Origin of the sequence: Candidatus Halobonum tyrrellensis G22 (assembly GCF_000495475.1) — an archaeon.
Taxonomy (GTDB): Archaea; Halobacteriota; Halobacteria; order Halobacteriales; family Haloferacaceae; genus Halobonum; species Halobonum tyrrellense.
Genome location: NZ_ASGZ01000028.1, coordinates 36,329 through 59,336 on the forward strand (window position 1 = coordinate 36,329; position 23,008 = coordinate 59,336).

Here is a 23,008-nt window from a genome sequence, read left to right on the forward strand (position 1 = left end):
TCCCCGCCCCGGAACGGGTCCGGCGCGGCGGCGTCGGACCGCGTACCGGTCACCGAACGTTCACGAACATTAGTTATATCAGACACGAGCTAGTTCTTTTTCTATTCGAAAACCATATCGATAAACCAAAGGTCACCGCTTATACTGTCCCGCTCGCGACCATGTCCCATGGACGACGCCGGGGGCGACGGCCGGTTTCTGGTGACGGACGGAACGCGCACGTTCGAGACGAGGTACGACGGCGGGCGACCGAGCGTCGCGGTCGTCCGAGCCATCGCCGCCGTCAAGGACGTGCCAGCGACCGACGTGGGGTTCTCGCTCCACGAGTACGTCGACGCGGACGCGCTCGACGGCCTGTTCCGCGGGGCGGCGCCGCGGACGGCCGACCTCACCGTCGAGTTCCCGGTCGACGGTTTCCTCGTCAGCGTCCGCGCCGACGGCAGGGTCCTGGTCGAACCGACCCCCGACGACCGCTAGAACTCTCCCTCCCCCGCTTGTCGGTCCCGTCCTCCGTCCCACCGCTCGCGAGCGGTGCTTTCGCCGGCGAGACGAGCGGTTCCGTCGACCGAGACGAGCGTGTCGGCGTTCGGTGAGTAGCGTGCGTCTCCCCGGTCTCGCCCCCGTTCGACCCCGTTACTCGCCGTCGTCCGCGTCGCGGCGCTCCGAGATGTGCTCCCAGATCTCCGTGCAGCCGGCGCCGTCCGGCACGTCCGTGAGGTGGTCGTCGTCGTCGCCGGGCGTCTCGTCGGGCGCGTCGGTCTCCTCTCGGTTCGCGCTCACCGCTCGCGCTCCCCGGCGTCCGCCGCCGTCGGATCGCGTTCGAACAGTTCGGGCGCCGCGTCCGCGGACGCGTGCTCTGTCGGATGTCGAATCCCCATACGGGTTCGACGGTCCCCGCACGGGATAAGGTCGCGCACCCGACAAGCCCTACCGTCGCTGCGGACTACCGGCGGCGATTGCCGAGTTCGGGGACGGTCCGTTCGACCGCACCCCGACGCCGTCTCCCGGTCGGCGGGCGCGTCGGCGTCGTCGGAGTCGTCGGTCGTTGCGCTCGCCGATGCGGTTACCCGTCGCGGCGCCGAAGCCGCGGCGTGGTCGTCTCGCTTCGAATCCTCGACGACGGCGCGTGGGTCTCCGTGGACGACGAGCGGCGGGTCTCGGTCAGCGAACTCTGGCCCGTCGTGGGTGCGTGCGACTGTGCGGTGAGCGACTTCCTCGTCGAGGGGTTCACCGGCGTCGCCGTCGACGGTCGGACGGTCGGCGTGGAGGCGTACGGGACGTGCGTGCGGTGTGGGGAGGCGACGACGGTCGGACCGCTCGCGGTCGGACGGGTGATCCGCGGCTCCTTCTACCCGCTGTCGACGCGGACTGTCCGGGTCGCACCGTCGGCGGACAGCTATCGGCAAGAATATCTCCCATCGGGAAGCCGCGGGGAGGATTGACGGCGAGCGGCCGTTTAGGCGTGTGGGTGAACTTCGTACGCCCATGCCAACCGACGTGGAGCGGTGGAAGTCCGAGGCGTACGGCGGGGAGGTCCGCGAGCGTATGCTCGAGTTCGCCGAGGAGGGGTGGGACTCCATCCCGGAGGACGAACACGACGCCTGGTTCGAGCGGTTCAAGTGGTGGGGACTGTACCACCAGCGGAACGGCCAGGAGAGCTACTTCATGATGCGGATCGGCACGCCCAACGGCGTGCTCACGCCGGGTCAACTGCGGGTCGTCGGCGAGATCGCCGACGAGTACGCCCGCGGGCCGGGCGAGAACCCCGAGTTCGGCGCGGCGTACGCCGACTGGACCACCCGCCAGTCGATCCAACTCCACTGGATCCGGCTGGAGGACATCCCCGACATCTGGGAGAAACTGGAGGCGAACGGTCTCTCGACCCAGCAGGCCTGCGGCGACTCCTGGCGGAACATCGTCGGCTGCCCGGTCGCCGGCAAGGACAAACACGAACACGTCGACGCCCTGCCGGTCGCGATGAACCTCCACGACACGTTCAAGGGCAACGAGGAGCACACCAACCTCCCCCGCAAGTGGAAGGTCAGCGTCACCGGCTGCCGCGAGGGCTGCGGCCAGGGTGACATCAACGACCTCGCGTACGAACCCGCCGAGAAGGACGGCCGCCGCGGCTTCAACATCCGCGTCGGGGGCGGTCTCTCGCGCAACGAACCCCGTCTCTCGCGGTCGCTCGACGTGTTCGTCGAACCCGAACGGGCGGAGGCGGTCGGCGGCGCGCTGTCGGCGCTGTTCCGCGAGTACGGCGACCGCGAGGACCGCTACAACGCCCGGATGAAGTTCCTCGTCGACGAGATGGGCACCGAGGAGATGCGCCAGACCCTCCAAGAGGAGTTCGTCGACTTCGAGTTGGAGACCGCCGGCGAGAACCTCCGGGAGTCGTACACGTACAACTCCGGGCGCGCCGACGGCGGCCACCACGACCACGTCGGCGTCCACGAACAGGCGGACGGCAACTACTACGTCGGACTCAACGTCCTCGTCGGGCGGATGGGCGCCGACGACGTGCTCGAACTCGCCGACCTGGCCGACGAGTACGGCTCCGGCGAGGTCCGGCTGACCCAGCGGCAGAACGTCCTGGTGACGGACGTGCCCGAGGGGAACCTCGACGCGTTCCTCGAGGAACCGCTCCTCGAGGAGTACAGCCCGGACCCGAACCCGTTCATGCGCGGCTCCATCGCGTGTACGGGCACGGAGTTCTGCTCGCTGTCCATCGTGGAGACGAAGAACCGGCAGGTGCGGTACGCCCGGTGGCTCAAGGAGAACGTCGACCTCCCCGACGGGGTCGAGAACTTCCACGTCCACCTCTCGGGCTGTACCGCTTCGTGTGCACAGCCGCAGATCGCCGACGTCAGCCTCCGCGGGATGAAGACCCGCAAGGACGGCGAACCGGTCGAGGCGCTCGACATCGGTCTCGGCGGCGGCCTGGGCGAGGACCCCCGCTTCGCCGACTGGGTCGAACAGCGCGTCCCCGCCGACGAGGTGCCCGGCGCCATCGGCAACCTGCTCGGCAACTTCGAGGAACGGCGCGAGGGGGGCGAGAGCTTCCGCGACTTCGTCGAGCGCACCGACGAGGAGACGCTGGCCGAACTGGTCGAACCCGAGGAGACCGACTACGAGGACCCCTACATGCACAACACGAAGATGACGTGGTACCCGTACGCCGAGGACGACTCGATGGACGCGCGGCCGACGCCCGCCCGCGCCGACGGCACGCCCATCGACGACTCGCCGGTCGCGGACGACTGAGTCGGACCCGACACGCATGCCGGACAGGCTACTGCGGATCAACGCGTACACCACGTTCGACTTCCTCGACGGCGAGGCCGAGGGTCACGACTTCGAGGAGGACGCTCCGGCGGTGCTCAACGTCACCGCGCCGCGGACGAACCCCCAGGCCGTGACGCTCGAACTCGAACTCGACAACGCGGACCTGGAGACGCTCCCCGCCCACGCCGACCGCGTCACCCTCTCGGCCGGCGAGGCGCGCCAACTGGCCGCCGAGTTGGAGGAGTACGCCGGCCGGGTCGAGGCCGCGGCCGAAGACGCCGACGAGGAGTAGACGGCCGCCGCTCGGCGGGTCGGTCCGTCCTCCGAGAAACGAGTCGCGCCCCGCCCGAGGCGGGCGAGCGCGCGCCGTTCCATCCCAACCATGAGCCCGACGGGGACTCCCGGACGGGCCGTCCCCGTCTGGCCGGCCCGCTTCATCCGGGGCGGACCGGCCGCGAGTCCGCGTCCGGGTCACCGTGTGACCCTGTCGGGGGGACGACCGACGCGCACGTAGTTACTAGCTCCCTACTGGATCGTTACGCGGGTTCCGGCGGGTTCGGGACGCCGTGCTCCCGCCTCCACCCGTCCGTCGCCGGGGTCCGCGGCCGGTCAGACCGCGCGGCCCTTCTCGCTCGTGCCGACGAGGTAGGTGCCGGCGGTCAGGAGGGCGGTCGCGACGACGAGTCCGACCATCACCAGCGTCTCGACTCCGATCAGGAGGCCCGGGAGGAACAGGAGTGTACCGACGACCATCAGCGCCGCCCCGATCATCGCCTTGCTTTCCATACGGGAGACTCCGGTGGGCGGAGGTAATGAGGTTTGCTTTCCGGCGCCGCCTCAAGGGGCGCGCTCGCCAGCGCGCACCGCGGCGTCGAGCCAGTTCTCCTCGGGCGGCAGCGGGCAGGCGAACGCGTCCGAGAAGGCGCAGAAGGGGGTGTACGCCAGGTTGAAGTCGAGCGTCACCTCGTCGCCGTCGCCGAGAGTTCCCTCCGGGTGCAGGTCCATGTATCGCCCGCCGTCGTACGTCTCCTGGCCCGTGGTCTTGTCGCGGAACGGGACGAACAACGCCTCCTCGTCGTCCCCCTGCCGGTACGCCGTCAGCGTCGACTCGCCGTCGTCGCCGGGGAGGACGAACGAGAACGACACCGCGGGGACGTACCGCATCGCCTCGCCGTTGCGGACGGTGAGGTCGACCGGTTCGGGGTCGTCGGGGAGCGACGCCGTCGCGCGCACCCGGTAGGCGGGGTCGGGGTCGAAACAGGGGAGACCGTCGAACGACTCGCGTTCGTCGGGGGGGAGCGGCGACTGCGGGTGGTCGGCGAGGAACTCGTCCTTCTCGGCGCGGGTGGCGCGCAGGTCGGCCGCCCACGTCTCGTCGTCCGCGGCGTCGTCCTCGTTCCGGGGCATGCGGGCGCGTTGCCGCGCCAGCCGTTTGAGTGGCCCGTTTCGGGTCCGCGGTCCGCGGCGGGTCCGCCCGCCGGTCGGTCGACTCGGGGTACGGTCGGTCGGCGAGAACGCGGCCGTGGCGTCGACCCCGGCCGCCGCGGTCGGTCGAACGGACCGACACGGGCGGACGTGGGGGTCGGTTCGATTCGGCGCCGGATTACGTCCGGCGCGCGAGCAGCGCCGCGGCGACGACGGCCACCAGCGCGCCGACGAGCGTGAAGCCCGGACCGCCCGTCGCGGTCGCCTCGGCGGTCGTCTCCTCGCCCGCCGTGGTCTCGGTCATCGCGACCGTCGTCGTCTCCGTGTCGGATTCGGTCGTCTCCTCGGTCGTCTCGGTCGCCTCGGTCGTGGTCTCGCCGTCCTCGACGGTGATGTACGCGGTCGAACTGATCGCGTTACCCGTCGAGGTGTTGTACGCCGTATCGACCGTGGCGTTGAACGAGCCGTCGCTGTCGTTGTCGCGGTGGATCTCGGCGAACGAGACCCCCGAGGCGGCGAACGGCGGCGTGACGTTCACGGTGAGGTTCTCGTGGGTGCCGGCGTCGAGCGCGTCGGTCGTGCCGACGACGGCGCCGCTGGAGTTGTAGACGACGACGAACCCGCCGTCGGGCAGGGTCGCCGACTGGACGGTGACGTTGTCGGTCGCCGTCTGGTCGTCGTACGTGAGGCTCGCGTTCGCCTCTTGGGCCGTCGCCGTCGTGACGACGGCGGGGGTGGCGAGCGCGCCGACCACGGCGAGAGCGGAGAGCAGTACTACGGCGGGGATGAGGTGTCGTCGATTCATTGTCGGTAGTTGACGCTGTTACGTCGGCGTGTCGGTCCACTTGAAACCCCGTGATGAAGAATGAACCGGCCGAACCGGCAGAACGGGCCGCAACGACCGGACGGTCGCCGGTCGGCCCGTCGAGTCCGCGGGGGCCGTTACCGGCGGGCGGCGAGCAGTCCGACGGCCGCGAGCGCGGCGACCGCGAACGCCGCGGTGAACCCGGGCGCGGTCGTCTCGGTCGTGTCGGCGTCCGTCGCGCCGTCGGTCGCGGACCCGTCGTTCGCCGCGGTCGCCGACCCGTCGGCGGTGTCGGCCGCCGTCGTGCCGTCGGTCGTCGTCGCGTCGGCCGGCGACTCCGTCGACGCGGCCGAGTCGTTCACCGTCACGAACGAGGTGTCACTGATGGCGGCGCCGAGTTCGGTGTACGCCACGTCGGTCGTCGCGTCGAACGCGCCGTCGCTGTCGTTGTCGCGGTGGGCCTCAGCGACGGAGACGCTGTCGCGGTCGAACGCCGGCGAGACGTTCACGGTGAGGTTCTCGTGGGTGCCGGCGTCGAGCGCGTCGGTCGTCCCGACCCGGCCCCCGCTCTCGTTGTAGACGACGACGAACCCGCCGTCGGGCAGGGTCGCCGACTCGATCACGACCGCGTCGGCGGCGGTCTGGTCGTCGTACGTGACGCTCGCGTTGCTGTCGGCGGTCTGAGCCTGGACGGCGGGCGCGGTGTCCGCCGCGACGGCGGGGGCCACGACGGCCCCGGCGAGGGCGGAGAGCAGTACCACAGCGGAGACGATGTATCGGTCCTTCATGGTGACGTTCGGTGGAACTCTCGCGGTGCCGACAGACACCGGAGTGGCGGAATTTCCGCGGTGACGTCCAAGAAGCCGTCGGTCTCGAACGCGGCTAGTCGGCATACGGCACGGTGACGATGCACACTCCGGGCGGTCGGTCGACGTCGGTAGTCACGGGATTCGACGAGCGAAGACCGCCGTTCGTATCAGGAAAGTGGTCTCTCACGCTCGCCGGCGGGCGTGAACTTTACGCCCGCCGACCGCGCGCGTGGAGCCGTGCTCACCTGCTACGCCTGTGGCGCGCGCGCGGAGTCGGGCCAGCGGTGCGACTGCGGCGAACCGCTGTGGTACGAGACGGACCCGGCGGGGGTCGCGTGGCCCGACGCGGACGCCGGCGGGGTGTGGGCGTTCGAGTCGCTCCTCCCCGTCGGCCGGCCCGAGTCGGGGCTGGCGACGGCGGCGGGCGGGACGCCGCTGGTCCGCGCGCCGACGCTCGACGCCGACGGCGCGCGCGTCCACGTGAAACTGGAGGGGACGAACCCCACCGGGTCGTTCAAGGACCGCGGGAGCGCCGTCGGCGTGACGGCCGCGCTCGCGGCCGGCCGCGAGCGGGTGGGGACCGTCTCGCACGGCAACATGGCCGCCTCGATGGCCGCGAACGCCGCGGGGACCGACCTCGACTGCGTGGTGCTCGTCCCCGCGGACATCCCCGACGAACGGCTCGCACGCATCGGCGCGTACGGGCCGCGGGTCGTCCGCGTCGAGGGCGACTACGGGCGACTGTACCACGACTCGCTCGACGTGGCGGGCGTCGAGTTCGTCAACTCCGACTCGCCGCTCCGCGTCGCCGGCCAGAAGACCACCGTACTGGAGGTGCTCGCGGAACGCGCGCCGGACGTGCCGGACGCCGTCGTCATGCCGGTCAGCAGCGGCGGCCACGCCAGCGCGGCGTGGAAGGCGCTCCGGGAGGCGGAGGCCGCGGGACTCGTCGACGACCCGCCGCGGCTCTACCTCGTGCAGGCGGCGGCCTGCGCGCCCGTCGCGGCGGCGTTCGACCGCGGCGACGAGGAGGTGGTCCGGCTCGCACCCGACGAGGTGGGCGAGACGGTGGCGTACTCCATCGCCAACCCCGACCCGCCCAGCGGAACCCGCGCGCTCGCCGCCGCCCGCGCCACCGGCGGCGCCGTCCTCGCGGCGGACGACGACGACATCGGTGCCGCGCGCGACTGGATGGCCCGCGCGGGCTTCCGCGTCGAGGCGGCGTCGGCCACGCCGCTGGCGGCGCTGGGTCGGCTCCGCGACGCCGGCGAGATCGAGGCGGGCGAGGACGTCGTACTCGTCGCGACGGGCGCGGGCTACGGCGACGACGCGCCCCCCGAGTCGGTGGAGACGGTCCGACGCGAGGGGTTGGCCGGGGCGCTGCGGGCGGACTGAGACCCGACGGGTCGCTCCCCGCGGCACAATCACTATGCCCGCTCGCCCGGTATCTCCCCCCGTGTCAGCCGCCGTTCGGACGCTCCTCGACGCGCACGACCCGGACCCCCGGGCGGCGGGAGCGGTCCTGCTGGGGTCGTCGTTCGCGCTGTTCGCGTTCCTCACCAGCCCCGACGTCGGGAACCCGTACTACCTGTTCGGGGTCGCGGTGATGGCGTTCGCCGTCCTCTGGGCCGTCGCGGTCCTCGTCGCCGACCGGCGGACGTAACAGTGGACCGCGGTGGACGACACGCGGCACCGTCCACCCGTTCGCAGCGCTCGGTGTACGCCGGCCTCCGGTGAGCGGGAGCGAACGAAGAACGCGCTGACTCGGCGGTTCCGTCCGATCCGGCCGTCCACCGGAGCGTGGAGCGCCCGATTCGGCCCCTCGCCGCTCGCCGAACGCTCACCCCGCAGTGAACGCGACGAGAGACACGCGTCGCTCGGCGCACGTCGGCTCCCTCCGGTGGGATAAAATGAGCGACGAGCGCGCTCGCTCGTCTACGTACGAACTCGAACCCGTCCCCACGCTCGCACCGCTCGGCGCACGTCGGCTCCCCCTGGCGGACATAAAAAGGGCGACGAGCGCGCCGGCAGAGCCGGCGCGCGAGGAGGGCTTTTTAGAGGAAGCCCTCGACGTGTTCGGCGACCTCGCTGGGCGTGTCGCCCACCGGGACGCCCGCGTCGTTGAGCGCCTCGATCTTCGACTCCGCGGTGCCCGTCCCCGACCCGGAGACGATGGCGCCCGCGTGACCCATCCGCTTGCCCGGCGGCGCGGTGCGACCGGCGATGAACCCCGCGACGGGCGTGTCCATGTTCTGGGAGATGTACTTGGCGGCCTGCTCCTCGTCCTCGCCGCCGATCTCGCCGCACATCACGACCGCCTCGGTGTCGGGGTCCTCCTCGAACAGTTCGAGGGCGTCGACGAACGACGTCCCGATGATCGGGTCGCCGCCGATGCCGACCGCGGTGGTCTGGCCGATGCCGCGTTCGGTCAGGTTCGAGACGACCTGATACGTGAGGGTGCCCGACCGCGAGACCAGTCCCACGTCGCCGGACTCGAAGATGTTGCCCGGCAGGATGCCGAGTTTGGTCTCGCCGGGGGTGATGATCCCGGGGCAGTTCGGCCCGATGAGGCGGGTGTCGACCTCCGAGAGCCGCTTGTTCACCTTCGCCATGTCCTGGGTGGGGATCCCCTCGGTGATCGCGACCACGAGGTCGACTGGCGAGTCGAGCGACTCGAAGACGGCGTCCGCCGCGAACGCCGGCGGCACGAACACGACGGAGGCGTCGGCGTCCTCCTCGCGTGCGGCCTCCCGAACCGTGTCGTAGACGGGGACGCCGTGGACCTCCTGACCGCCCTTGCCGGGCACCGCGCCCGCGACGACGTTGGTCCCGTAGTCGATCATCTGCCCCGCGTGGAACTTCCCTTCCCCGCCCGTGATGCCCTGCACCACGACGCGGGTGTTCTCGTCGACTAGAATGCTCATTGGTTACCCTCCGCGTTCTCGACCGCGCGCTGGACCGCGTCCTCCAGCGTGGACTCGACCTGCACGAGGTCGGCGTTCAGGATCTCCATCCCCTCCTCGGCGTTCGTCCCGGCGAGGCGGACGACCACCGGCTTGGGGATCTCGTCGAACCGTCCGAGCGCCTCGTTGATCCCCTTCGCCACCTCGTCGCCGCGCGTGATGCCGCCGAAGATGTTGAACACGACCGAGTCGACGTTCTCGTCGGAGAACACCATGTCGAGCGCGTTGGCCACCCGCTCGGCCTTCGCGCCGCCGCCGATGTCGAGGAAGTTGGCGGGTTCGCCGCCGTAGTGGTCGACCAGGTCGAGCGTCGTCATCACCAGGCCGGCGCCGTTGCCGATGATGCCGACGTTACCCGACAGCCGCACGTAGTCGAAGCCGTAGTCGTTCGCCTTGGCTTCGAGGTCGTCCTCGGCCGCCTCGTCCTCCATCTCCGCCAGATCGGGCTGGCGGAACAGCGCGTCGTCGTCGATGTTCATCACGGCGTCGGCGGCGACCACGTCGCCGTCGGCCGTGATCATCACCGGGTTGACCTCGATCTCCGAGGCGTCGCGCTCCTCGAACAGGTCGTACAACGACGTGAGGATCGACGCCACGTCGTTGGCGTACTCGCGGTCGACGCCCGCCTCGTAGACGACGCCGCGCGCCTGGTAGGGGTGGAGGCCGAACGCGGGGTCGATGTGCTCGCGGGCGATGGCGTCGGGCGTCTCGGAGGCGACCTCCTCGATGTCGACGCCGCCCTCGGTCGACACCATCGCGACGGGTTCGCCCTCGCCGCGGTCCATCGTGACCCCGACGTACAGTTCGTTCTCGAAGTCGACGCCGGCCTCGACGAGGACCTCGTCGACGGTGTACCCCTTGAGGTCCATCCCGAGGATCTCGTCGGCGTACTGCCGGGCCTGCTGGTCGTCCTCGGCGATCTTGATACCGCCGGCCTTCCCGCGTCCGCCGACGTGTACCTGCGCTTTGATCGCCGCCGGGTAGCCGATCTCGTCGACCGCGTCCATGACCTCGTCGACGGTGGACGCGAGCCGCGAGTCCGGCACCGGGATCCCGGCGTCGGCGAAGATCTCCTTCGCCTGGTACTCGTGGAGTTTCATTGGTGACTCACGCGTCCGTTCCGCCGTGGAGGAATTAGTAGTACCGAAACGTGCGGACACGCCCCACCCCACCGCGCGGTCGCGGCGGGGGCCGTGACGGGCCGTCGCGGTCGGCGTGCGGCGGGCCGTCGACGCGGTCCGACGTGCGGTGACCGCACCGCGAGACCGCGGCGAAGTCGGCTACTCGACGCCCGCGGTCTCGTCGTCGTCGAGGTGGCCGAACGGCCAGCCGCCGGTGTTGCGCATCCCCTCCTCGTACCCCTGTTCGACGGTCGCGTCGCGGACCGCCTCGACCGACGCGTGTTCGACCTCGCGGTCGGCCTCGGCCAGTTTGACCACGCCGGCGGTCAGCCCCACCGCGAGGTCGCGGAAGTCCCGCAGGTCGAGTTTGTCGAGCGTGTCGCCGTGGGTGTGGCCCCACCCGCGGCCCGAGGTGTCCGACAGCGACCGCGCCTGCGCGCCCGCGATCCCCTCCTGGACGAACGGCCAGTGGTCGGAGTGGGGGCGGATATCCGACTGGACGGAGATGGGCACCGCGAGTTCGTCGCTCGCCTCGCGGAACGCGTCGCCGATCGCCTCGAACCCGTGGGTGTACACGTCGAGGTTCCGCGAGTAGCCCGCGCCGTCGATGTTGACGATGCACTTTACGTCCTCCGCGTCGTGGCTATCGACCCACTCGTACGCCCCGAACAGCCCCACCTCCTCGGCGCCGAACACGAGCAGGCGCACCCGGGTCTCCAGGTCGTCTTCGATCCCCGCGAGCAGGCGTCCAACCTCCGAGACGAGGACGGTGCCGGCGCCGTTGTCGTTCGCGCCCTCCGCGATGTCGTGGGCGTCGACGTGGGCGGTCACGAGCACCTCCTCGTCGGTGTCGGGACCGACGACGGCCTCGACGTTCCGCGACTGGGTGGGTTCGTTCCGGCAGTCGACCGAGAGGTCCGCCTCGACCGTCCCGTCGGCGCAGTAGCGCACCAGTCGGTCGCCCACCTCCTTCGAGACGCCGACCGCCGGGATCGGCCCCGGCCCGTCGTCGTCGCCGATGCTCCCCGTCGGGGGGAGACAGCCCTCGATGTGGTTGCGGAAGAGGAACGCGTCCGCGCCCGCCTTCGCCGCCGCGCCGTACTTCTCGGCGCGGTGGATCCACCGGCCGTAGTCGTCGGGCGTGTCGCTCGACGCCATCACGATACTCCCCTCCAGGTCGGCGTCCTCGAAGTCCTCGGGCAGGCCGTGGCCCACGTCGACCACCTCGGCGGTGACCTCGCCGCTCGGCGTTCCCGGGAGTTCGAGTATCTCGTGGGAGGCGTCGAACGTGTGGACCCGGCCGGGGTCGACGGTCAGCGAACACGGCCCCCGCCACCAGCCCGGAATCGGGAACTCCTCGACTTGCGCCTCCCGCAGGCCGTTCGCCTCGAACGCCTCCCGGACGAGTTCGGCCGCCTCGGCCTCGCCCTCCTGGCCGGCCATCCGGTTGTCGATGTCGACCAGGTCACGGAGGAGGTCCCACGAGTGGGTGCTGGTGTACGCGTCGCCGACGGTGTCGGGTGAGAGTGTCGTCATCTTCGGCTACTCTCCGGATTCGGAACGACGCACATGGGTATTTGGTTAGCGGAAGGCGACGAACGTTTCGGGCAGTCGAAAGGAAACGGACGATCGGGCGATAGTTATACCCCGGGACCCACCACCCGGGGTATGGACGAGGCGGTCATCGACGCGAGCGAGGCGGTACTGGAGCGACTGGAGACCGACGACGACGTGGCGTACGCGGCGGTCGGCGGCGTCGACCGGCGGGTCGCGGACGCCGTCGTCGCCGACGGGCGCGTCCGGAGCGCGAACGACCTCCGCGAGACGGGCGTCTGGTGGCGGCTGTTCGCCGACGGCGCCGCCGACTACCGGTACGTGACGACGCTCGACGACGACCACGTCGAAGAGGTGATCGCCCGGTCGCTCCGTTCGGCGCGGATGCTCGACCAGTCGACGCCCGCGTCGTACGACTGGGGGACGGTCCACCGCGCGACCCACCCCGGGTGGGGGGAGTCAAACGGACGGGGGACCACCGACGGGGGCGACACGGACGACCGCGAAGCGGTAGACGACGGCCGAGCGGTGGGTGACGGGGAGGCGGCGGACGACGGCGAGGGACGCGCGGTCCCGGCCGACGCGCGGGCTGAGCGGGTTCGGACCGCGCTCGCGGACGCGTTCGACGGGGTCGACGTGGACCTCGACCGGTCGCGGGCGACGCTCCGCGACGAACGCGTCGAGACGCTCGTGTCCACCACGACCGGTTCGGCGGTGCGGACCACGCTCGACCGCGCGTCCGTCGAGACGACGGTCGTCCCCGCGGGCGGGCCGACGCTCCACCGCCACGACGGCGCGACGACCGGCGAACGCTTCCTCGACTCGCTCGCCGACCGGTTCGCCGACCTCGCCTCGCGGACGCGCGAGGCGGCCGCGGCCGACGAGGTGGCTCTCGACGCGTCGCCGCTCGCGGGCGGCGGCCGGGCGGACGTGGTGCTAGGACCGCTGGCGGCGGGCGAACTCCTCCATCACCTCTCGCACTACTTCGAGACCGACCTCGCGTACTTCGGGTCGAGTCCGGTCGACGTCGGCGACCGACTCGGCCCGGAGTCGCTGTCGGTCGCCGACGCGGTCCCGCCGGGGTCGTGGGCCGCCCGCGCGTACGACGCGGAGCCGCGACCCACCCAGCCGGTGTCGCTGGTCGACGACGGCGTCGTCCGCTCGCGCCTCCACGACGTCTCCACCGCCATCGAGGAGGAGACACACCCCGCGGGCCACCTGCTCCCGGCGCTCGGGTTCGACGGCCCGCCGCGGATCCACGCCCGCCACCTCGACGTGGCGGCGGGCGGGGCGAGCGAGACCGCACTCCGCGCGGACGCGGACCTCTACGTCGAACGGTTGGGGACGCCCCGGTTCGGCAACGAGGCGACCCGGACGAAGCGCGCGAGCACGATGCCGCCCAGCCCGCTGTACGCGAAGGACATCGCCGAGTCGACCCCCGCGGAGTTCGCCGACGAGGCCGACGACCAGAGCCTCCACCTGCCGGTCGACGAGGGGTACCTCCTCGACGGGGGCGACCGCGCGGCGCGCGTGACCGGCGTCGACCTGACGTTCGCGCCCGCCGACCTGCGAGCGGCGACGCTCGGCGGAACCAGACGCACGCTCACCGGAACCTGCGAGAAGCACAAGACCCGACTCCCGTTCGCCGTCACCGCTCCGGCGGTCCGACTCCCGCTCGTGGTCCGCGGTTGACGTGATAAACGGGGGGTCGGTCCCCCCCGCTCCCGTGCCGATCGTGTTATCGTTCCTGAACGAGCGTCGAGCTCCCGGCAGGCATTTCCTCGAAGAACCATTAACTTACGAGTTCTCGATACGCTACCACGTAGCGTCGGTACAGTTTTATAGACGAATGTATATCGACAGCATGCCTAATGAAAGAGCCACGCAACGACTCGACACGGCGCCGCTTCCTACGAACCGTCGCGGGTGGTACAGTCGTCGGGACGACGGCCCTCGCGGGCTGTTCCGGCGAGAGCGACACGACGCCCGCGGCGACGACGGAGGAGGACGGCAGCGGATCGACGACCGAGAGCGGTGACGGGACGGAGGCCTCGGCCGGCGGCGCGGGCGAGGCGCTCCCGACGTACACCTACCTCAACAACCCCGCGAACTACAACGCGGCGCGTCACGACGCGATCAACCTGATCGGCGAGCGGCTCAACCAGCTTGGTCTCGACGTGGGCGTCGAGGTGTTCGAGTGGGGGACGCTCTACGAGCGGGCGACCCAGGAGTTCGACTTCGGCTTTACGACGTGGAGCCGCGGGCTGGGACTGTACCCGGGCACCCGGATGCCCGAGCAGTTCCACTCGTCGAACACCGACCCCGGCCAGGGGAACTTCACGGGCTACACCAACGAGGACCTCGACCCGGTCCTGATGAACCAACTGCAGGAGGGCGACCGGTCGGCGCGCGTCGACATGCTCCACGAGATCCAGTCGGTGATCAACGAGGACGTGCCGATGCACCCGATCGTCCAGATGCCGAACCCGCTCGCGTTCAACAACAACCAGGTGAGCAACTGGACCGAGCACCTCGTCGGCTTCTACCACATGGAGCCGCAGACGAACGTCGAGGTGACCGCCGACCACGGCGAACTCCGGGGGTCGTGGTCGGAGACGCTGGGCACGCTGAACGTGCTCGGGTACAACAACGAGACGAAACTGATCCACCAGTTCGAGATGCTGTACGACAAACTGGTGCGGAACAACTCCAACCTCGAACCCGACGCGGACCTCAGCCTCGCCACGTCGTGGGAGAGCCCCGACGAGACGACGGTTCGCTACCAGATCCGCGAGGGTCACACCTGGCACGACGGCGAGGACGTCACCCCCGAGGACGTCAAGTTCACGCTCGACTACATCAAGGAGAACCAGGTCCCGCTGTACGCGACCCAGTGGGAGATGTACGACTCCGTCGAAGTCGACGGCCAGTGGGTCCAGGTCAACTTCTCGAACCCGGTGGGGCCGGTCCACCAGACGTTCTCGAATCAGATCCCGATCGTCCCCCAGCACATCTGGTCGGAGCGGAGCGACCCGACGAACGTCTCGGTCACCGAACCCGTCGGCTCGGGTCCGCTGATGTTCGACTACTGGGACCAGGGGAGCGAACTCAGCCTGGTGAGAAACGACGACCACTGGAACACGGTGAACTACGACCGCCGCATCTGGCGGATCATCCCCGAGAGTTCGACCGTCTGGTCGCTGCTGCTCGACGGCACGCTCAACTACCTGCCGTTCACCCGGATCGGCAAACAGCTGAGCGACAACCAGAGCGAAGACCAGATCACGGTGCTGGCGCCGCCGGGCGACGGCTGGTGGCACCTGAGCCAGAACACGCGGCAGGGGGGTCTCGACGACCCCGTCGTCCGCCGCGCCGCGGTCCACTCCATCCCCAAGCAGGTGATCAACGAGCAACTGCTGTACGGGTTCGCCACGCAGGGGTGGAACCTGGTCGGCGAGTCGTTCGGCGACTACAGCAACCCGGAGGTCCCGAAGTACCAAGAGGAGAACGGCGTCGAGGTGGGCCGCGGTCTGATGGAGGAGGCGGGCTACACCTTCGACGACGACGGGATGGCGCACTTCCCGGAGTGAGCTAACGGAGGACCCTCACACATGGGCAAACTCAACTTCTTCGTACGGCGGACGGCGCAGTTGGTCGTCACCCTCTGGGCCGTGGCGACGGCGCTGTTCATGCTGTTCCGGCTGATGCCGGGCGACCCCACGTCGTACATCGTCTCGCCGCAGATGACCCCGGAGGTGCGACAGCGCATCATCGAGAGCTACGGGCTCAACGACCCGCTGTGGGTCCAGTACCTCCGGTACATCGAGAACCTCGCGACGCTCGACCTCGGGCGGTCGTTCAACACCAACTCCGAGGTGTCGGAGATACTGGCGACGTACCTGCCGAACACGCTGGTGTTGATGCTGTCGGCGTTCGTGCTCGCGTACGCCGTCGGCGTCACGCTGGGCGTGCTCACCGGCTGGTACCGCGGGTCGCGCTTCGAGAAGAGCACGGTCGTCACGGCGCTGGTCGGGCGGAGCATCCCGAGCTTCTGGGTCGGCATCCTCGTCATCTGGGTGTTCGGCGCGACGTTCGGGGTGATCCCGCTGAGCGGCATGACGAGCATCGGCACCGAACCCGAGGGCTTCGTCGACATGGTCACGTCGCTCGACTTCCTCCACCACTTGGTCGCGCCGATGCTGGTGCTCGCGTTCTACTACATGGGCTACCCGCTGTTGATCATGCGCAACAGCATGCTCGAAACCCTCTCGGAGGACTTCATCGACATCTGTCGCGCGAAGGGGCTCTCCGAGCGGGCGATCATGTTCAGACACGCCGCCCGCAACGCGATGCTCCCCGTGCTCACGGCGGCGGCGATCGCCGTGGGGTTCGCCATCGGCGGGAGCGTCCTGATCGAGACGGTGTTCGGCTGGCCCGGCATCGGTCGGGAGATGATCCGCGCGGTGATGCGCCGCGACTACCCGGTGGCGCAGGGGACGTTCCTCGTCCTCGCGCTGTCGGTGGTGCTGATGAACTTCGTCGCGGACCTGCTGTACGGGGTCCTCGACCCGCGGGTGACGTACGAATGACGAGCGAGGTGATCGAGGTGACAACGAGATGAGTCAGAAACACGAACGGTCGATATTCGCGGACGTCGAGGAGTACGAATCGGACGAGGAGTTCAGCGCGTGGCGGCGCAACCTCCGCCTCTGGCGGTCGACGCTGTCCGAACAGTGGCGACTCCTGACCGACGACAGCCTGGTGGTCGCCGCGATGGCGATCCTCGGGGGGTTCATCCTGCTCGCGTTCGTCGCGCCCGTCGTCGCCCCGCACGACCCGCTCGAACGGATGTACACCGAAAGCGGGCTGATCGCCAAGTGGATCGAGCCGTCGTTCCTCGGCGGCGAGGGCGACTTTCTGCTCGGCACCACCGCCCAGGGGTACGACATCTTCAGCCAACTGGTGTACGGCGCCCGACCGGCGCTGCTCGTGGGGTTCGTCGCCGCGGTGATGACCGTCGGCATCGGCACCATGGTGGGGCTGACCGCGGGCTACTACGGCGGCTACGTCGACGACTTCCTGATGCGGCTGGTCGACTTCGTCTACGGGCTGCCGCTGCTCCCGACGGTGATCGTCTTGGTGACCGTGCTCGGAGCGGGTCTCGACAGCATCATCCTCGCGTTCGTGCTGTTGCAGTGGCGCACCTCCGCGCGGGTGATCCGCGCGCTCGTGTTGTCGCTGCGCGAACGCGCGTTCGTCAAGGCCGCCCGCGTGTCGGGCGCGAGCAACTGGCGGATCCTCTCGCGACACATCGCGCCGAACGTGCTCCCGATGGCGTTCCTCTACGGCGCGTTCGCGATCGCGTGGGCGATCCTGACGGAGGCCGGGGTGTCGTTCCTCGGGCTGGGCGACCCCAACAGCGTCTCGTGGGGCGTGATGCTCCAGGGCGCGCGCGTCTACAGCGCGATGACCGAGGGGACGTGGTGGTGGTTCGTGCCGCCGGGCGTCTGTATCGCGCTCGTCGTGATCAGCGGCTTCCTGATCGGCCGCGGCTACGAGGAGATCGTCAACCCCGAACTGCAGGTGGAACAGTGAGCGTTCCGACGCGCGCGGCGGTCACGACGCCCGCCGCGGCCGCCGGGACCGCGCCCGACCGCCCGACGGGGGTGGGTCGCTGATGGCGATGCTCGAAGTCGAAGACCTCAAGGTGTACTACGACACCGCCGAGGGCGCGGTGAAGGCGGTCGACGGCGTCAGCTTCGAGATCGAGGAGGGCGAGAACCTCGGGATCGTCGGCGAGTCGGGCTGCGGCAAGAGCACGCTCGCGAAGGCGCTGATCGGCATCCTCCCGCAGAACGGCTACATCGCGGGCGGCGAGATCCGCTTCCGCGGCGAGGACCTCACCGAGGCGCCCGAACGCCGCCGGCGGGAACTCCGCTGGGACGAGATATCGATGATCGCCCAGTCGGCGATGAACGCGCTCGACCCGGTGTACACGATCCGCCAGCAGATCCTCGAAGCGATCGAGGCGCACCACAACTGGAGTCGGACGAAGTCCCAAGAGCGGATCGACGAGATGTTCGACCTCGTGGGGCTCGACCGGGAGCGCCAGACCGACTACCCCCACCAGTTCTCCGGCGGGATGCGCCAGCGCGCGATGATCGCGATGTCGCTCGTGCTCGAACCGTCGCTGATCCTGGCGGACGAGCCGACGACGGCGCTCGACGTGATCATGCAAGACCAGATCCTCAAGCGGATCAACGAGATCCAGGAGGCGTCGAGCGCGTCGATGATGGTGATCACCCACGACGTGGCCGTCGTCGCCGAGACGTGCGACCGGGTCGTCGTGATGTACGCCGGCGAGATCGCGGAGGAGGGACCCGCCGCGGCCATCTTCGACGAACCGTACCACCCGTACACGCTGGGACTGAAGAGCGCGTTCCCGAACATCCGCGAGGCCGACCAGGACCTCGTGAGCATCGGCGGCCACCCGCCGGATCTGCACGACCCGCCGACCGGCTGCCGGTTCGCCGAGCGCTGCCCGATGGCGACCGAGGTCTGTTCACGGGAGGACCCGCCGGAGGTCGAGGTGGGCGGGCTCCGGTCGTACTGTCACCACGTCGACGACATCGACACGCAGCTCAGACCGGTCGCCGACCGGGCGGAGACGTGGCAGAACACCGACGCGGCCGACGACAGGGGGCTCGCAGATGACTGACAGAGACACCGAGACTGACGTTCACACCGACGGCGGCACCGAGACGGGCGCCGACCCGACCGGCGAGCGCGCGGACGCGAGCACGGACGACGACGTGCTCGTCCGCGTCGACGGGCTGAAGAAGCACTTCCCGGTCGACAGCGGGCTGGTCAGCGACCTGATGAACACGATCCGCGGCGAGGACTCGAAGATGGTCCACGCCGTCGACGGCGTCTCGTTCGAACTCCGGGCGGGCGAGACGTTCGGCATCGCGGGCGAGTCGGGCTGCGGGAAGACGACCACGGGGATGTCGTTGGCGAAGCTGTACGAACCCACCGACGGGAGCATCTACTACGACGGCGACGACATCGCGAACAAGACGGGCAAGGATCTGTCGACGTTCCGGCAGAACGCCCAGATGATCTTCCAGGACCCCTTCGAGAGTCTCAACCCCCAGATGACGGTGTACGACACCGTCGTCGAACCCCTCCGCATCCACGACCGGCCGAACCAGCGCGCGCGGGTCCGGCGCGCACTGGAGTTCGCGGGGCTGCGGCCGCCCGACCAGTTCTTCGACCAGTACCCCCACGAACTGTCGGGCGGGCAGCGCCAGCGGCTCGCCATCGCGCGCGCGCTCGTCATCGACCCCGACTTCATCGTCGCCGACGAGCCGGTGTCGATGCTCGACGTGAGCCTCCGGGCGGGCGTGCTCTCGCTTCTCGAGCGGATGACCGACGAGTTCGGGCTCTCGGTGGTGTACATCAGCCACGACCTCTCGCTTCTCAGGCACATGTGCGACCGGATCGCGATCATGTACATGGGGAAGATCGTCGAGCAGGGACCGACCGAGGAGATCATCACGAACCCCAAACACCCCTACACCCGCTCGCTGATCGACGCGGTGCCGGTGCCCGACCCCCACTCGCAGCGCGAACGGGTCGAACTGGAGGGTGAAGTGGGCGACGCGATCAACGTCCCCTCGGGCTGTCGGTTCAAGGGCCGGTGTGAGGAGCACATCGGTCCGGTCTGCGACCAAGTGACTCCGCGATTAGAGCGGAAGGCCGACGTCGAGGGCGGCCGCGAGGTGGCGTGTCACCTCTACGAGAGCGCCGAGGGGTTCGACCCGTACGCGGAGGTCGGCACCGCGGACGCGGACGCCGATTCCGATGGGTCGGCGCGGGCGCCGGGCGACGACTGACGCCGCCGCTCCGGCCGTTCTCGCGCGCGGGCCAGTCGGCCCGCGTGGCCCGCGGGTCCCGAGTCGTCTGACTCCGCGCCCGGCGTCAGTTCTCAGGTCACTGCCGGCCGCGGCGGCGGTTCTGCTCGGCCTCCGCCTCGAACTTCTCGGCGACGATCTCGTCTCGGAGTTTCCGACGGTACTCCCACACCCCGGCGACGACGATGATCGCGCCGAGTATCGCCCCGTTGACCGGCGCGCCCGCGAGCGCGAAGTAGCCGAACGCGCCGACGGCAAAGAGTAGCGAGACGCCGAGCGTCACCTTCGCCCACCCGCGGGTCGGGGTTCGGAGCTTCCGCATACCCCACCGTTCACGAGAACGCGTATCAACCTTCGCCCCCGCCGACGCGACCGACCGACCGTCCAGCGGTCGGGTCGATCTGGATTACGCGCTCGATACCGGTCCCTCCGGGGTTTATGCCTCCTCCCTGCGACCCTCCGTCGAATGAGAGCGGTACGCTTCAGCGAGCACGGCGGTCCGGACGTGTTGGACGTAGCGGAGTTCGGCCGACCCAAGGCCGACCCGGACGAAGTGGTGATCGAGGTGGCGGCGGCGGGCGTCAACCCGGTCGACACCTACTACCGCGAGGGGTCGTACGAGCCGTACGACCTGCCGATGGTGCCGGGCGTCGACGCCGCGGGCGTGGTGGCCGGCACCGGGAGCAAAGTCGACGGCATCGCGGAGGACGACCACGTGTTCGCCACCGGTCTCGGTCAGGACGGTCCCGGCGGCTACGCCGAGTACGTCGTCGCGCCCGCCGACCGGGTCGCGGTCCTCGACGACGGTATCGACCTCGTGGCCGCCGGCGGGGCGGGCGTCGCCGCGGTGACCGCCTGGCGCGCGCTGGTCGACCACGCGGCCCTCCGGCCGGCGGAGTCGGTGTTGGTCCACGGCGGGTCGGGCGGCGTCGGCCACGCCGCCGTCCAGATAGCCGCCGCGGCGGGCGCGCGCGTGGTGACGACCGCCGCCCCCGAGTACCACGACCGGGTGGCCGACCTGGGTGCGGACGCGGTGCTCGACTACGGCCGGTCGGACCTCGCGTCGGCGGTCCGCGACGCCGCGGGCGGCGGCGTCGACGTGGTGCTCGACCACCGCCTCGACGACTACCTCGGCTTCGACGCCGAGGTGGCCGCGACCGGCGCGCGCGTCGTCGGCATCGGCGAACGGGAGTCCGCCATCGGCATCGAGAACTCGCCGGGCGCCCGCGCGAAGGACTTCCAACTCACGCTGATGTCGATGTTCAACACGCCGCGGCTCGCCGACCCGCTGGAGTCGGTCGCGCGGCTGTGGGCCGACGGCGCGTTCGAGATCGAGGTGGCGCGCAGCTACGAGTTGGTCGACGCGCCGACCGCCCAGCGGGACGTGCTCTCGGAGAGCTTCCTCGGGAAGTTGGTGCTCGAACCCTGAGGCGGTGGGACGGGCCGGCACGCGGCGGCTGGAACGCTCCGGCGCCCCGCCCGGACCCGCGGGCGGGTCACTCGGTCGCGGCGTAAAAGCGTACCAGCCCGCAGTCGGGACGGACGACCGACTCGACGCACCGTCCCTCGTGGTCGAACGCGCCAAGCAGACCGCCGTCGGTGTCCACGCGGATGCCGTCGCCGCTGTAGGTGGTCTTGTGGCTCGTCGCCTCCATCACGACGCCGCAGTCCGGGGGGTTCTCATCACGCCGGCTACACGAACGAGCGCGTCGTCGCTCGTCGGTCGCAACTCCGGCGGTAGGTTTGTGGCGCTCGGTACCGATACCCACGGGTACGCATGGACGCTCAGTTCGACGCGACCGGCGAGGTGGCGCTGGTGACCGGTGCCTGCGGCGCGCTCGGGAGCGCGACCGTCGCGGAGTTCGCGGCGGCGGGCGCGACCGTCGCAGCCTGCGACGTGGTCGACGCCGACGGCGACGACTCGCTGTTGGACCCCGACGCCCACGACGCCGTCTCGTTCTACCGGGCGGACTTCACCGACGAGACGGCGGTGAGCGAGACGGTCGATGCGGTCGTCTCCGAGCACGGCGGGCTGGACTACCTGATCAACGTCGCGGGGACGTGGCGCGGGGGCGACCCCGTCGACGAGACGGACGCCGACCAGTTCGACCTCCTGTTCGGCGTCAACCTCCGGACCGCCTTCCTCGCGACGAAACACGCGCTGGCCCACCTCCGCGAGAGCGACGCCGGGGGCGCCGTCGTCTCGGTGTCGGCGCGGTCGGGGCTGGAGGGCGGCGAGGGCGACGCGCTCTACCGCGCGACGAAGGCCGGGGTGCGCATCCTCACGGAGTCGGTCGCCGCGGAGAACCGGGGGCGCGTCCGCGCCAACTGCGTCATGCCGTCGGTGCTCGACACGCCGGCAAACCGGGAGATGATGGACCCGAGCGACGACTGGGTCGACCCCGCCGAGGTGGCGCGCGTGATGCAGTTCCTCTGTTCGGACGCCGCCGCGCCGACCAGCGGGGCCGCCGTTCCCGTCTACGGCGAGGCGTGACCCCGCCGAGTCCCGGGTCGCGGTCCGACCCGCCGTCCGGCCCGCCGCCGCCGTCTCACTCGCGTTCGGGTTCGCGTTCCCGCTCGCGCCGCCCCTCCCCGCGTCCACCGGCGGCGCGTCGTCCGTCGCGGTCGAGCAGCGTGTCGAGGCGGCGTTCGAACTCCTCCCGCGAGAGGTCGCCCGCGGCGTACCGGCGCTTCAGGAGTTCCTCGGCGTCGAGGTCCGCTTCGTCCGACGCCGGCTCGGACCCGGCGGACGCGGCCGCGACCCGACTCCCGTTCGCGCTCGCGCTCCTTCCCGTCCCGTTCATGTAGTCGGCGGCCGAGTCGACGTTGCCGATGAGCGAGAGGTAGACGGGCCACAGCGTCAGCACGCCGACGACGGCGGTGACGACCCCGCCGACGAGCGCCAGCAGGCCCACGAGGAACGGAAACAGCGAGAGGGGCCCGCTCATCCCGGCGGCGGCGCCGAGGATCAACACCGGCGAGACGCCGAGGGCGACGACGCCCAAGAGGAGGCGACCCACGGTTCCCTGCGGCGTGTAGTGTTCGACGAGGCGGTGGACGCTCCGGGCGGTAGAGGGGGTGGAGGGACCGACCATCGGGACGAACTGTCGTGTCTCCCGGTAAAACTGTTCGG

At 70.2% G+C, this 23,008-nt stretch carries 25 protein-coding genes; 14 read left to right on the forward strand and 11 right to left on the reverse strand.

Going from position 1 to position 23,008, the window contains the following annotated elements:
* The first annotated feature begins 168 nt into the window (after nucleotides 1–168).
* Nucleotides 169–477, forward strand: coding sequence for a HalOD1 output domain-containing protein (locus K933_RS08230; RefSeq protein ID WP_023394247.1), 309 nt, complete (start codon nucleotides 169–171; stop codon nucleotides 475–477).
* A gap of 156 nt (nucleotides 478–633) precedes the next feature.
* Here the strand turns inward: K933_RS08230 and K933_RS18665 are convergent, their stop codons facing one another.
* The gene (locus K933_RS18665; protein ID WP_023394248.1) at nucleotides 634–780 is read right to left on the reverse strand and encodes a hypothetical protein; all 147 of its coding nucleotides are present in this window, start codon (nucleotides 778–780) and stop codon (nucleotides 634–636) included.
* 311 nt (nucleotides 781–1,091) lie between these two features.
* Here K933_RS18665 and K933_RS08235 point away from each other — a divergent pair, with 311 nt between their 5' ends.
* The 3 genes from K933_RS08235 to K933_RS08245 are packed head-to-tail and all read left to right on the forward strand — an operon-like array spanning nucleotide 1,092 to nucleotide 3,577.
* The gene (locus K933_RS08235) at nucleotides 1,092–1,442 is read left to right on the forward strand and encodes a hypothetical protein (RefSeq protein WP_023394249.1); all 351 of its coding nucleotides are present in this window, start codon (nucleotides 1,092–1,094) and stop codon (nucleotides 1,440–1,442) included.
* 43 nt (nucleotides 1,443–1,485) lie between these two features.
* On the forward strand, nucleotides 1,486–3,264 hold the full coding sequence (locus K933_RS08240; protein WP_023394250.1) for a nitrite/sulfite reductase: 1,779 nt from the start codon (nucleotides 1,486–1,488) through the stop codon (nucleotides 3,262–3,264).
* A gap of 16 nt (nucleotides 3,265–3,280) precedes the next feature.
* Nucleotides 3,281–3,577, forward strand: a complete 297-nt coding sequence (locus tag K933_RS08245) for a DUF6360 family protein (RefSeq protein WP_023394251.1) — start codon at nucleotides 3,281–3,283, stop codon at nucleotides 3,575–3,577.
* 317 nt (nucleotides 3,578–3,894) lie between these two features.
* On the opposite strand, the gene K933_RS18670 is transcribed toward K933_RS08245, so the two are convergent.
* From K933_RS18670 to K933_RS08260, 4 genes are all read right to left on the reverse strand, one after another.
* On the reverse strand, nucleotides 3,895–4,071 hold the full coding sequence (locus K933_RS18670) for a hypothetical protein (protein WP_023394252.1): 177 nt from the start codon (nucleotides 4,069–4,071) through the stop codon (nucleotides 3,895–3,897).
* Between the two features lie 51 nt (nucleotides 4,072–4,122).
* Nucleotides 4,123–4,692 (reverse strand): DUF1684 domain-containing protein, encoded by a 570-nt coding sequence (locus tag K933_RS08250; RefSeq protein WP_023394253.1) that lies wholly within the window; start codon nucleotides 4,690–4,692, stop codon nucleotides 4,123–4,125.
* 196 nt (nucleotides 4,693–4,888) lie between these two features.
* Nucleotides 4,889–5,515, reverse strand: a complete 627-nt coding sequence (locus tag K933_RS19230; RefSeq protein WP_080509235.1) for a DUF7282 domain-containing protein — start codon at nucleotides 5,513–5,515, stop codon at nucleotides 4,889–4,891.
* A 137-nt stretch (nucleotides 5,516–5,652) separates the two neighbouring features.
* Nucleotides 5,653–6,303 carry a DUF7282 domain-containing protein gene (locus tag K933_RS08260; protein ID WP_023394255.1) on the reverse strand — a complete coding sequence of 217 codons (651 nt, stop codon included), beginning with the start codon at nucleotides 6,301–6,303 and terminating at the stop codon, nucleotides 5,653–5,655.
* Between the two features lie 258 nt (nucleotides 6,304–6,561).
* Between K933_RS08260 and K933_RS08265 the strand changes: the two genes are divergently transcribed.
* Nucleotides 6,562–7,719, forward strand: a complete 1,158-nt coding sequence (locus tag K933_RS08265; RefSeq protein WP_023394256.1) for a pyridoxal-phosphate dependent enzyme — start codon at nucleotides 6,562–6,564, stop codon at nucleotides 7,717–7,719.
* Between the two features lie 61 nt (nucleotides 7,720–7,780).
* The gene (locus K933_RS08270) at nucleotides 7,781–7,987 is read left to right on the forward strand and encodes a hypothetical protein (protein WP_023394257.1); all 207 of its coding nucleotides are present in this window, start codon (nucleotides 7,781–7,783) and stop codon (nucleotides 7,985–7,987) included.
* Nucleotides 7,988–8,378: 391 nt separating this feature from the next.
* Here the strand turns inward: K933_RS08270 and sucD are convergent, their stop codons facing one another.
* From sucD to K933_RS08285, 3 genes are all read right to left on the reverse strand, one after another.
* Complete coding sequence (gene sucD, locus K933_RS08275) at nucleotides 8,379–9,248, reverse strand: succinate--CoA ligase subunit alpha (RefSeq protein ID WP_023394258.1); 870 nt, start codon at nucleotides 9,246–9,248, stop codon at nucleotides 8,379–8,381.
* Nucleotides 9,245–10,387 (reverse strand): ADP-forming succinate--CoA ligase subunit beta, encoded by a 1,143-nt coding sequence (sucC, locus tag K933_RS08280; RefSeq protein ID WP_023394259.1) that lies wholly within the window; start codon nucleotides 10,385–10,387, stop codon nucleotides 9,245–9,247. Before sucC ends, sucD begins: the two co-directional genes overlap by 4 nt.
* Nucleotides 10,388–10,567: 180 nt before the next feature.
* The gene (locus tag K933_RS08285) at nucleotides 10,568–11,944 is read right to left on the reverse strand and encodes a M28 family peptidase (RefSeq protein WP_023394260.1); all 1,377 of its coding nucleotides are present in this window, start codon (nucleotides 11,942–11,944) and stop codon (nucleotides 10,568–10,570) included.
* A 132-nt stretch (nucleotides 11,945–12,076) separates the two neighbouring features.
* Between K933_RS08285 and K933_RS08290 the strand changes: the two genes are divergently transcribed.
* From K933_RS08290 to K933_RS08315, 6 genes are all read left to right on the forward strand, one after another.
* Entirely contained in the window at nucleotides 12,077–13,654 is a 1,578-nt protein-coding gene (locus K933_RS08290) for a metallopeptidase TldD-related protein (protein WP_023394261.1), read from the forward strand.
* Between the two features lie 179 nt (nucleotides 13,655–13,833).
* Nucleotides 13,834–15,552 carry an ABC transporter substrate-binding protein gene (locus K933_RS08295; protein WP_023394262.1) on the forward strand — a complete coding sequence of 573 codons (1,719 nt, stop codon included), beginning with the start codon at nucleotides 13,834–13,836 and terminating at the stop codon, nucleotides 15,550–15,552.
* A 21-nt stretch (nucleotides 15,553–15,573) separates the two neighbouring features.
* Nucleotides 15,574–16,551 carry an ABC transporter permease gene (locus K933_RS08300; RefSeq protein WP_023394263.1) on the forward strand — a complete coding sequence of 326 codons (978 nt, stop codon included), beginning with the start codon at nucleotides 15,574–15,576 and terminating at the stop codon, nucleotides 16,549–16,551.
* Between the two features lie 28 nt (nucleotides 16,552–16,579).
* Nucleotides 16,580–17,557 carry an ABC transporter permease gene (locus K933_RS08305; protein ID WP_023394264.1) on the forward strand — a complete coding sequence of 326 codons (978 nt, stop codon included), beginning with the start codon at nucleotides 16,580–16,582 and terminating at the stop codon, nucleotides 17,555–17,557.
* A gap of 82 nt (nucleotides 17,558–17,639) precedes the next feature.
* Complete coding sequence (locus tag K933_RS08310) at nucleotides 17,640–18,680, forward strand: ABC transporter ATP-binding protein (protein ID WP_023394265.1); 1,041 nt, start codon at nucleotides 17,640–17,642, stop codon at nucleotides 18,678–18,680.
* The gene (locus K933_RS08315) at nucleotides 18,673–19,857 is read left to right on the forward strand and encodes an ABC transporter ATP-binding protein (RefSeq protein ID WP_023394266.1); all 1,185 of its coding nucleotides are present in this window, start codon (nucleotides 18,673–18,675) and stop codon (nucleotides 19,855–19,857) included. Before K933_RS08310 ends, K933_RS08315 begins: the two co-directional genes overlap by 8 nt.
* Before the next feature lie 97 nt (nucleotides 19,858–19,954).
* Here the strand turns inward: K933_RS08315 and K933_RS08320 are convergent, their stop codons facing one another.
* Nucleotides 19,955–20,197 carry a hypothetical protein gene (locus tag K933_RS08320; RefSeq protein ID WP_023394267.1) on the reverse strand — a complete coding sequence of 81 codons (243 nt, stop codon included), beginning with the start codon at nucleotides 20,195–20,197 and terminating at the stop codon, nucleotides 19,955–19,957.
* A 144-nt stretch (nucleotides 20,198–20,341) separates the two neighbouring features.
* On the opposite strand from K933_RS08320, the gene K933_RS08325 reads away from it, so the two are divergent.
* Complete coding sequence (locus tag K933_RS08325; RefSeq protein WP_023394268.1) at nucleotides 20,342–21,304, forward strand: alcohol dehydrogenase catalytic domain-containing protein; 963 nt, start codon at nucleotides 20,342–20,344, stop codon at nucleotides 21,302–21,304.
* Nucleotides 21,305–21,371: 67 nt separating this feature from the next.
* On the opposite strand, the gene K933_RS18675 is transcribed toward K933_RS08325, so the two are convergent.
* Entirely contained in the window at nucleotides 21,372–21,530 is a 159-nt protein-coding gene (locus tag K933_RS18675; RefSeq protein WP_023394269.1) for a hypothetical protein, read from the reverse strand.
* Nucleotides 21,531–21,652: 122 nt separating this feature from the next.
* Here K933_RS18675 and K933_RS08330 point away from each other — a divergent pair, with 122 nt between their 5' ends.
* Nucleotides 21,653–22,369, forward strand: a complete 717-nt coding sequence (locus K933_RS08330) for an SDR family NAD(P)-dependent oxidoreductase (protein ID WP_023394270.1) — start codon at nucleotides 21,653–21,655, stop codon at nucleotides 22,367–22,369.
* A 55-nt stretch (nucleotides 22,370–22,424) separates the two neighbouring features.
* Here the strand turns inward: K933_RS08330 and K933_RS08335 are convergent, their stop codons facing one another.
* Nucleotides 22,425–22,970 carry an SHOCT domain-containing protein gene (locus K933_RS08335; protein WP_023394271.1) on the reverse strand — a complete coding sequence of 182 codons (546 nt, stop codon included), beginning with the start codon at nucleotides 22,968–22,970 and terminating at the stop codon, nucleotides 22,425–22,427.
* Nucleotides 22,971–23,008 lie beyond the last annotated feature (38 nt).

Excerpts from the sequence above, each read along its gene's own strand:
- K933_RS08230 (WP_023394247.1), top strand. The coding sequence starts at position 169 with ATGGACGACGCCGGGGGCGACGGCCGGTTTCTGGTGACGGACGGAACG.
- K933_RS08240 (WP_023394250.1), top strand. The coding sequence starts at position 1,486 with ATGCCAACCGACGTGGAGCGGTGGAAGTCCGAGGCGTACGGCGGGGAG.
- K933_RS08245 (WP_023394251.1), top strand. The coding sequence starts at position 3,281 with ATGCCGGACAGGCTACTGCGGATCAACGCGTACACCACGTTCGACTTC.
- K933_RS18670 (WP_023394252.1), bottom strand. The coding sequence starts at position 4,071 with ATGGAAAGCAAGGCGATGATCGGGGCGGCGCTGATGGTCGTCGGTACA.
- K933_RS08250 (WP_023394253.1), bottom strand. The coding sequence starts at position 4,692 with ATGCCCCGGAACGAGGACGACGCCGCGGACGACGAGACGTGGGCGGCC.
- K933_RS19230 (WP_080509235.1), bottom strand. The coding sequence starts at position 5,515 with ATGAATCGACGACACCTCATCCCCGCCGTAGTACTGCTCTCCGCTCTC.
- K933_RS08260 (WP_023394255.1), bottom strand. The coding sequence starts at position 6,303 with ATGAAGGACCGATACATCGTCTCCGCTGTGGTACTGCTCTCCGCCCTC.
- sucD (WP_023394258.1), bottom strand. The coding sequence starts at position 9,248 with ATGAGCATTCTAGTCGACGAGAACACCCGCGTCGTGGTGCAGGGCATC.
- sucC (WP_023394259.1), bottom strand. The coding sequence starts at position 10,387 with ATGAAACTCCACGAGTACCAGGCGAAGGAGATCTTCGCCGACGCCGGG.
- K933_RS08285 (WP_023394260.1), bottom strand. The coding sequence starts at position 11,944 with ATGACGACACTCTCACCCGACACCGTCGGCGACGCGTACACCAGCACC.
- K933_RS08290 (WP_023394261.1), top strand. The coding sequence starts at position 12,077 with ATGGACGAGGCGGTCATCGACGCGAGCGAGGCGGTACTGGAGCGACTG.
- K933_RS08295 (WP_023394262.1), top strand. The coding sequence starts at position 13,834 with ATGAAAGAGCCACGCAACGACTCGACACGGCGCCGCTTCCTACGAACC.
- K933_RS08300 (WP_023394263.1), top strand. The coding sequence starts at position 15,574 with ATGGGCAAACTCAACTTCTTCGTACGGCGGACGGCGCAGTTGGTCGTC.
- K933_RS08305 (WP_023394264.1), top strand. The coding sequence starts at position 16,580 with ATGAGTCAGAAACACGAACGGTCGATATTCGCGGACGTCGAGGAGTAC.
- K933_RS08310 (WP_023394265.1), top strand. The coding sequence starts at position 17,640 with ATGGCGATGCTCGAAGTCGAAGACCTCAAGGTGTACTACGACACCGCC.
- K933_RS08315 (WP_023394266.1), top strand. The coding sequence starts at position 18,673 with ATGACTGACAGAGACACCGAGACTGACGTTCACACCGACGGCGGCACC.
- K933_RS08320 (WP_023394267.1), bottom strand. The coding sequence starts at position 20,197 with ATGCGGAAGCTCCGAACCCCGACCCGCGGGTGGGCGAAGGTGACGCTC.
- K933_RS08325 (WP_023394268.1), top strand. The coding sequence starts at position 20,342 with ATGAGAGCGGTACGCTTCAGCGAGCACGGCGGTCCGGACGTGTTGGAC.
- K933_RS18675 (WP_023394269.1), bottom strand. The coding sequence starts at position 21,530 with ATGGAGGCGACGAGCCACAAGACCACCTACAGCGGCGACGGCATCCGC.
- K933_RS08330 (WP_023394270.1), top strand. The coding sequence starts at position 21,653 with ATGGACGCTCAGTTCGACGCGACCGGCGAGGTGGCGCTGGTGACCGGT.
- K933_RS08335 (WP_023394271.1), bottom strand. The coding sequence starts at position 22,970 with ATGGTCGGTCCCTCCACCCCCTCTACCGCCCGGAGCGTCCACCGCCTC.